This is a genomic window from Methanobacteriaceae archaeon (assembly GCA_029219465.1).
GTDB lineage: Archaea > Methanobacteriota > Methanobacteria > Methanobacteriales > Methanobacteriaceae > Methanocatella.
Genome location: JAQXTL010000020.1, coordinates 54385 through 61288, shown reverse-complemented (window position 1 = coordinate 61288; position 6904 = coordinate 54385). Strand labels below are relative to the sequence as shown.

The 6904-nt window shown below is 28.7% G+C and carries 8 protein-coding genes; 2 read left to right on the top strand and 6 right to left on the bottom strand.

Annotated elements, in window-relative coordinates; genetic code table 11:
* Positions 1-147 precede the first annotated feature (147 nt).
* The 3 genes from PUD86_08690 to PUD86_08680 are packed head-to-tail and all read right to left on the bottom strand — an operon-like array spanning position 148 to position 2258.
* Complete coding sequence (locus PUD86_08690) at positions 148-732, bottom strand: class I SAM-dependent methyltransferase (protein MDD6777354.1); 585 nt, start codon at positions 730-732, stop codon at positions 148-150.
* Positions 733-738: 6 nt separating this feature from the next.
* A complete protein-coding gene (gene rsmA / locus PUD86_08685) occupies positions 739-1611 on the bottom strand; it encodes a 16S rRNA (adenine(1518)-N(6)/adenine(1519)-N(6))-dimethyltransferase RsmA (protein ID MDD6777353.1) in 873 nt (290 codons plus the stop codon).
* Positions 1612-1619: 8 nt separating this feature from the next.
* A complete protein-coding gene (locus PUD86_08680; GenBank protein ID MDD6777352.1) occupies positions 1620-2258 on the bottom strand; it encodes a DUF655 domain-containing protein in 639 nt (212 codons plus the stop codon).
* Positions 2259-2457: 199 nt separating this feature from the next.
* Here PUD86_08680 and PUD86_08675 point away from each other — a divergent pair, with 199 nt between their 5' ends.
* Together PUD86_08675 and PUD86_08670 are read left to right on the top strand one after the other, a co-directional pair.
* A complete protein-coding gene (locus PUD86_08675; protein MDD6777351.1) occupies positions 2458-3075 on the top strand; it encodes a class I SAM-dependent methyltransferase in 618 nt (205 codons plus the stop codon).
* A gap of 13 nt (positions 3076-3088) precedes the next feature.
* On the top strand, positions 3089-3529 hold the full coding sequence (locus PUD86_08670; protein MDD6777350.1) for a MarR family transcriptional regulator: 441 nt from the start codon (positions 3089-3091) through the stop codon (positions 3527-3529).
* Between the two features lie 26 nt (positions 3530-3555).
* On the opposite strand, the gene PUD86_08665 is transcribed toward PUD86_08670, so the two are convergent.
* From PUD86_08665 to PUD86_08655, 3 genes are all read right to left on the bottom strand, one after another.
* Positions 3556-3900 (bottom strand): RNA polymerase Rpb4 family protein, encoded by a 345-nt coding sequence (locus PUD86_08665; protein MDD6777349.1) that lies wholly within the window; start codon positions 3898-3900, stop codon positions 3556-3558.
* Between the two features lie 5 nt (positions 3901-3905).
* A complete protein-coding gene (locus PUD86_08660) occupies positions 3906-4196 on the bottom strand; it encodes a 50S ribosomal protein L21e (GenBank protein MDD6777348.1) in 291 nt (96 codons plus the stop codon).
* Positions 4197-4446: 250 nt separating this feature from the next.
* Positions 4447-6714 (bottom strand): hypothetical protein, encoded by a 2268-nt coding sequence (locus PUD86_08655; GenBank protein ID MDD6777347.1) that lies wholly within the window; start codon positions 6712-6714, stop codon positions 4447-4449.
* Between the last annotated feature and the right edge of the window lie 190 nt (positions 6715-6904).

The following is a 6904-nucleotide window of genomic DNA, read 5'->3' as shown; positions in this document are numbered from 1 at the left end:
ACTACAGACAAACCAATCCAGAAATAATAAAGAAATTATACAAAACTAAAGAAGGAATTCTGACATTTTTAGACTTCCAAATGCAAAATTGGACTCAAAATCACATAAAAATTAAATAAGCCTATAAAATTTTACAGACTCCTTTTTTTAAATTTTATAAGCATTTATTAATGTTATATCTTCAAAAAAGAAATGTTCTTTTGCAGCTATTTCTGATACAAAACCTAACTGATCTAATTTTTCTAAAGTTTCTTCATTACCTGAAAGTGAAGACTGTATTATCTGTACAATTCCATTATCATTTAAATGATTTCCCACTTCATTTAAAAACAAATCAATTACTTTCCTACCATTTAATCCACCGTCAAATGCATAATTTATAGTGTCATCTAAAACTTCATCTTCTTCGGTAGGTAGATATGGAGTATTAAATAAAATTACATCAAACTTTCTATTTTTTACAGGTTCAAAGAGATTTCCAAACAAAATTTCAATATTTTCAATGCCATTGTCTTCGAAATTCTTGCGTGCAAGCTCACATGCATCAAAATTAATGTCTGTTACAGTAATATTATCAGTTAGCCTTGATGCATACATGGCAACAATACCAGATCCTGTTCCAATTTCCAAAACACTTTGTCCTTGTTTAATCTCCAGATTGTCTGCAAGTAAATAGCTGTCCTCTGCAGGAATATAAACATTATCGTCAATATTGATTTTAAAATCTTGCATGGTAATCTATCCGTTTAAAAGTGAGTTTAGTTGTTTTGATAAAAATAGTATTTCTTCAGGAGTAATTGCAACAACCCTGTTTTTTAAATATTCATTTAATTTTTCATCTTCAATTGAATTCATACACTTTTTCATTTCTTTTTTATCCAAATTGGTTATTACGTGTCTTGAATCAATTAAAGCATTTCTGATTTTCTTGTTTCTGTGTTGGAATAAAGCCTTTGTGAATTTGGAGTAAACTTTAAAGTCTTCGTGTGAAATTTTATTTTCTTTTGGTGTTAGCTTAACAACAGAAGAATCAATTTTTGGTTTTGGAATAAAACTTTCAGCACTTACATCAGTTAATTTTTCCACATCACATTTGAAATATAGCATGGTTGAAAGTCTAGAATAGTTTTTTGTTCCAACTTCGCCATTCATACGATCAGCAAATTCTTTTTGATACATTAAAATGGCCAAATCAAAATCATAATCTAAAAATTTAAAAGTAATTGGTGATGAGATTTGATAAGGTAGATTAGAGATGATTTTATTGAATTTTGGAAATTCAACATTTAAAGCATCATCGTTAATCAATTCTACATTATCTATTTTTTCGTCTTTAAGCCTTTTAGCTAATATTTTACAGATATTTGAGTCCTGTTCAATAGCTATTACCTTTTTTGCTTTTTTGGCAAGTTCAATTGTGAGTGTTCCAATTCCTGTTCCGATTTCCAAGATTACATCATCTTTATTGATGTTTCCAAAGTTAATAATCTGGTCTCTTTTATTTTTGTCAATTAAATAATTCTGACCAAGATTCTTGTTTAACTTAATCCCGTTTTCGTTTAGGATGCTTTTTGTTACCTTAGAAAGGGATGGGGAATTTTCACTATTCAATTTATCACTTATTTTTGAGTTTTAGGTCTTCTTGGAACTTGAGTAAATATGTAATACTTACTTTTTCCTCTTTTGACTGTATTTTTATCTAATTCTTGTTTAACCCTATTTACAATCATTCCTGCAGGATCAGTTAATGTAGGAAGTCTTTCTGTTATGTCTGCAAAACTTTCAAATGGTTTTTCTTCTCTTGCATTAATAATATCCCACATGTATTTTTTACCAATACCTGGAATTAACTCGAGTGTGTGAAGTCTTGTACTGATTGCACCGGTTGTATTAAAGAAGTTAACATATTTTTCTTCATTTGAAGTAACAATGTCTCTGATTGAATAATCTAATTCAATTCTACTTGTTGCGGTTAACTTTTCAAAGTCCAATAATCCAAGAACTCTGTGAATTTTTGTTTTCTCTTTTCTGTTTGCTCCAATGTATACGGTATCTCCTATTTCTAAATCAACACCGTGTTTTGGAATTAACTCGAGTAAAGTGAATTGTTCTGTACCAATAGCTTGAGCAATAGGTTTTCCGCCAAATTTAGACATATCTGACTTAACATAGCCTCGGCTTAAATAATCAAGAACAACTGCTTGTTGTTCTTTTTTTCTAGTTGGTTTTTTTCCATTTCTTTTTTTATTATCAACCATCTTTATCACTCACTATTGTTTTTATAAAACTAAGATTAGTTTTTATAAATAAACTGATTTATAATTTATTTTTTAAGTATAATAAAGATATCTAAAATCTTGTATTTGATTGTTCAGTCTAGTAACTTTAAATAATAGTTCGAACATAGAATTAAATAGTACGATATATGAACTATTTTAATTTAAACAAGTTGATAATATGAGTGATAATAAAGAAAAATCTAGGGAGTTTTTTAATAAAAATGCAAAGAGATACTCTAAAAGCCGTGAAGGAGCATTTACAATGCCAATGTATCAGGAAATGATAACTAGAGTATTGTCTAAAAAACCTAAAAAAGTCTTAGATTTAGGATGTGGTTCAGGAATTTTGCTTAAACAGTTAAATGATACTAACAATAATATTGAGCTTTTTGGATTGGATATTGCAGATGAAATGATAAAAATTGCTGATGAATCGTTAAAGGGTTGTGCTGAGTTAAAAGTAGGGGATTGTGAAAAAATTCCATGGGATTCTGATACATTTGATGTTGTATTTTGTAATGCATCTTTCCATCATTATCCAAATCCTAACAAAGCATTACTTGAGGTAAATCGTGTTTTGAAAAGTAATGGAACATTAATTATTGGTGATCCAACAGCTCCGGTAGTTATAAGGGATATTATGAATTTTTTCATTAGATTTTCAAACAGTGGGGATGTTAGAATTTATAATGAGGATGAAATTTTAGATTTATTAAAAGAAGCTAATTTCACTCCAAATAACTTTAAATTGTTAAAATGGAATAAATTCTTTATTAATGCAGATGTAAATAAATAATTAAGTTGATATTATGGATGAAGATTTAAATAAACAGATTGATGAGTTTAGTGAAGTAGTTCATGGATTTGTTTGTAAAACATATACTGATGAATTTAAAGATAAATATCATTTTACAAGTGATGTCAGTTTATTTGAAATGAGTATTATAAACAAAATCTACGAAAATGATAATGTAATTATAAAGGATATTCAAGAATCATTTAAAATTCCCAAAAGCACTCTAACAAGTACAATTGATAGGCTTGAGAAAAAAGATATTTTAAAAAGAAAGAAAAATCCAAATGATGGACGCTCATTTATCCTAATTCTTACCCAAAAAGGAGAATCAATTAAAAAAGAACATGATGAATTCGAAAAAAATGAGTTTAAAAGAATAATGGAATGTTTGGATAATAATGAAGAGCGAAATATGCTCATTGGTTTATTAAATAAGATTCTAAAAAATTTATAAAAAAAGAAAGAGTGAATAGTTAAAAACTATTCTTCTATATCGTATTGTTCTAAGAGTTCAAGAATTTTTTCCATATCTGCTTTGTCAAGATTTGCACTTTCTTTAGCTAAAATTAATCTTAAATCTGCTAAATCTTGTGGAGCTAAGTTAGCGATACGTACTGCAAGCTTGTCTCTTAAACCAAATTCTTCTTGAAGTTTTGCAACGATTTCTTCTGAATCTTCAACGGAATATCTTTTAAATCTTGAAAGGTGATTTAAAGTAATATTTTGTTCGTAGTTTAATTCATTTTCTTGTGAAAAATCTTCAAGAATTTTTCTTACTTCTGCACTTGATATTGGTTCACTTTCAATAATTTCTTTTCCAATCATAGAAATCATTTTTGTAATTTTAAGTGGTCAGGTCTTACAATTAATTCTTTTGCTTTGTTTCCTTCTTTTAAGGATACAATGTAAGCTTTACCTTTTTGACCAGTGACTTTTCCAGTTTTACCATGGAATCTAGGAGCAGGTTGTCCTTTTTGGATACTTGGGTTAATGGTAACGTGAACTAAGTCCCCTTCTTCGAATCTTTGCATTCTGTTAGTAATAGGGTTGGTTCTTCCTGGTCTTTGAGTTTTAGTCATTTTTTTTCTTGATCTACTTTTTAATCCTCTTGATCTTTGCATAATATAACCTCTTATCAGCTGTCTGGGTAATATTAATCTATGTTATCAGCGACCTAGTATTAAATTGCCCATAAATACTAGTAACATAGAATGTGAAAATAATGAATTATCACTCAGTAATATGATAATATTATAATTTTAGTTTAATGGTATTAATATACTTTTAGTTTTTTAGTATTTTTTAAAAAATATTTATTAAGTTTAATATTTTTAGATAAAAAAGAGAGTGTAGTAGATGAGTTTTCATCTACTATTTTGCTGTAATTTTTACAGTTTTACTTAATTTATTATAGTATGCGTTACCTGCATAACTAATTACTGCACTGTATTTACCTTTTTTAGTTAATTTGGTTATTTTGAATGTTGCTTTACCTTTACTGTTGGTTGTAGCAGTGTAGGTTTTACCCTTAACTTTTAATGTAACTTTGGTATTTTTCATAACTTTACCAGCGTTGTTTTTCAAGGTTACAGTGTATTTTTTAGTTTTTGTTTTAGCTTTGAAGGTCACTGAGTTTGCTGTTAATTTTGCAGTTGCTTTTTTAACAGTGATTTTAACTGTTTTTGTTGCTTTATTATTAGCATTGTTTCCTGCAAAACTGATTTTTACACTATATTGTTTAGGAACTAAACTATTTGTGATTTTAATTTGACCTTGGCTGTTAGTAGTTAAAACAGAAGTTTTTCCATTAATAAGAACGCTTACTTTTGCATTTTTAATAACATTTCCTTCACTATCTCTTAATGTAACAATACATGCAGTATTGCTGTTGTATGTCATTACAATGTATTTAGCAATGATAGTGGAATCAAGTTTGTTAACTTTAATACTACCTGCATTAAGCACTACATTTTCATATCCTTCAATGTTGGTGAGATTAGTATTTTCAAATTCCATGGTTGAACCAGGGGTACTTCCAACGCAGTTAATAGTACCTTTTCCATCAACAATATCACAGGATACTTGGCTGCCGTCATTTAATTGAAGAACAACTTTACCATTTAATGGGTTTTTAAGTTCATCTACAACACTAACTTCAATTATAAATGATTCTTTAGTGTTAATGCTTTCAGGAAGCACTAAGCTAATGGTTGCTTTGAAACCTAAATTGGTTAATATGATGTTGGTACTTTCATTTCCATTAATTGCATCATTTCCGAATTTACCGTTTGCAACTAATACATTGTTTGAAATAGTATTGTTTTCACTGGTTTGTAAATCAATTGCATAATCACCAGTGGTGTTGATTAAGTTTCCAGAAATGGTATTGTTATTGGATAAAACAGTCATACTTCCTTTCATTGTATTGTTTTGAAAGAGTGTATTGGTTGCAGCTTTTGCAATGCTTAAAGTACCTTCAATATTGTTGTCACAAAATGTAGTATTGGTTCCGGAAATTGTTATGGTACCGTTAATGTCATTGTTTTTAACAGTGGTGTGTTTTCCAGAAATAGTAAATCCTTTTACGGTGTTGCCGGTTGCGATACAGCCTTCAGTAATGGTCATTACTGCTTGAACTTTGTTGTTTTCTACAATACTGTAAGTTCCAATAGCCATTGATCCTCCACCGGTAATGGTGTTGTTTCTGTATATGTTTTTAGTTGAGGTAGCTCCGTATTGGTTAATAATTCCGTTTCCTTTAAAGTTGTTTAATGTATTATTTTCAATAAGGTTTCCTTGACCACATACTGTAATACCATACATGAATGCAGATCCAGCAACCTGACTGTTAATTACATTATTGGTGTAATTTACGAATTCAGGATTATCTCCAGTTCCAACGTAGATGTTAGATGATAATACGTTACCTGATGAACCTGTTATGTTAAATACGTTATTATCAAAGGTTGCGTATTTTCCTCCTTTACCTAATACAAGACAACTTGAACCGGTACCACCATTTTCAATATAACAGTTTTTAACAGTGGTGTAGTATGAATTTGAGTGAATTGAAGCAAAACCAGTTCCAGAACCCACACCTTTTTCATTTGCAATGATGGTAATTCCATCAATGGTTACGTGTGATGCACCTTTAACGAATACACAGGTGTTTATGAATTTAATATCACTTAAATTAGTATAATTTGCTCCTGCAACAATGTTAAAGCTAATTTTATCTGTTGCAGTTGATATGAATGTTGCATCTTTGGTAGATGATATGATATTAACTTGTTTGTTAATTTCCATTATGAATTTTTCATCTTCGGAGCTTGTAAAGTTACCTTGTAAATCTAAGGTGTCTCCGTCTTTAACTAAATCAGTTAAAGTATTATTTTCATCAAAATAATCTTTATAGTTTTGATTTGTAACTACGTGTGTAGTTGACTCAGATTTTAATATATTTTCAGTTAATGCAGTTTCCTCCACACTAACTGATTCTTCATTACTTATTGAGATTAAATCTTGTGTATTTATCTCATTTAAATTATTATCAATAGTATTATCTTCTGTAGCACTAACTGCGCCGATACAGCAGATTAATAATACAAATATTAAAATAGAAAAATTTTTTATTCTCATTATATCTCCAAAAAAATATCTTATAAAAATTAATAGTTCAAATATATTTTATTAATTTTCAGTATTACTTTTAGTAAACTACATATTTAAACTTTTCAATTATACTTTACAAAATATCTATTTTATTAGGAATACAATTGTTAAAAAAAGTGTTGAAAATTAGCTTGATGGTTTAGTTAAGGGTTAAAAA

Bases quoted from the DNA above. Each gene is read 5' to 3' on its own strand.
- PUD86_08655 (MDD6777347.1), bottom strand. From the start codon at position 6,714: ATGAGAATAAAAAATTTTTCTATTTTAATATTTGTATTATTAATCTGC.
- PUD86_08675 (MDD6777351.1), top strand. From the start codon at position 2,458: ATGAGTGATAATAAAGAAAAATCTAGGGAGTTTTTTAATAAAAATGCA.
- PUD86_08680 (MDD6777352.1), bottom strand. From the start codon at position 2,258: ATGGTTGATAATAAAAAAAGAAATGGAAAAAAACCAACTAGAAAAAAA.
- PUD86_08670 (MDD6777350.1), top strand. From the start codon at position 3,089: ATGGATGAAGATTTAAATAAACAGATTGATGAGTTTAGTGAAGTAGTT.
- PUD86_08660 (MDD6777348.1), bottom strand. From the start codon at position 4,196: ATGCAAAGATCAAGAGGATTAAAAAGTAGATCAAGAAAAAAAATGACT.
- PUD86_08665 (MDD6777349.1), bottom strand. From the start codon at position 3,900: ATGATTGGAAAAGAAATTATTGAAAGTGAACCAATATCAAGTGCAGAA.
- PUD86_08690 (MDD6777354.1), bottom strand. From the start codon at position 732: ATGCAAGATTTTAAAATCAATATTGACGATAATGTTTATATTCCTGCA.